This window comes from Azospirillum brasilense (assembly GCF_008365405.1).
In the GTDB taxonomy this organism is placed as follows: domain Bacteria; phylum Pseudomonadota; class Alphaproteobacteria; order Azospirillales; family Azospirillaceae; genus Azospirillum; species Azospirillum brasilense_D.
The window spans coordinates 1-504 of sequence record NZ_QOKV01000091.1; the positions used below are offsets into that span (position 1 = coordinate 1).

Consider the following 504-nt stretch of genomic DNA (forward strand, 5'->3'; position numbering starts at 1 on the left):
CCTTGCGGCCGACCCAGCCGGCCTCGACATACTTCACCAGCAGCGGGCAGGGGCGGTACTTGCTGTCGGCCAGACCCTCGTAGAGGACCTGCATGACCGCCAGACAGGTGTCCAGGCCGATGAAGTCGGCCAGTTCCAGCGGACCCATCGGATGGTTGGCGCCCAGCTTCAGCGCCGTGTCGATGGCGTGGACGCCGCCCACGCCCTCATAAAGGGTGTAGACCGCCTCGTTGATCATCGGCAGCAGGATGCGGTTGACGATGAAGGCCGGGAAGTCCTCGGCCACCGCCGCGGTCTTGCCGATGTTCGCCGTCAGCTCGCTGATCGCGTTGAAGGTCGCCTCGTCGGTCGCGATGCCGCGGATCAGCTCGACGAGTTGCATCACCGGCACCGGGTTCATGAAATGCATGCCCATGAACTTGGACGGGCGGTCCGTCGAGGCCGCGAGGCGGGTGATCGAGATCGACGAGGTGTTCGTCGCGATCAGCGCCTCGGGCTTCAGGT

At 65.5% G+C, this 504-nt stretch carries 1 protein-coding gene; it reads right to left on the reverse strand.

Going from position 1 to position 504, the window contains the following annotated elements:
- Positions 1-504 (reverse strand): 3-hydroxyacyl-CoA dehydrogenase family protein (locus DS837_RS31925; protein WP_247890243.1); only part of this gene is annotated, 504 nt, incomplete at both ends.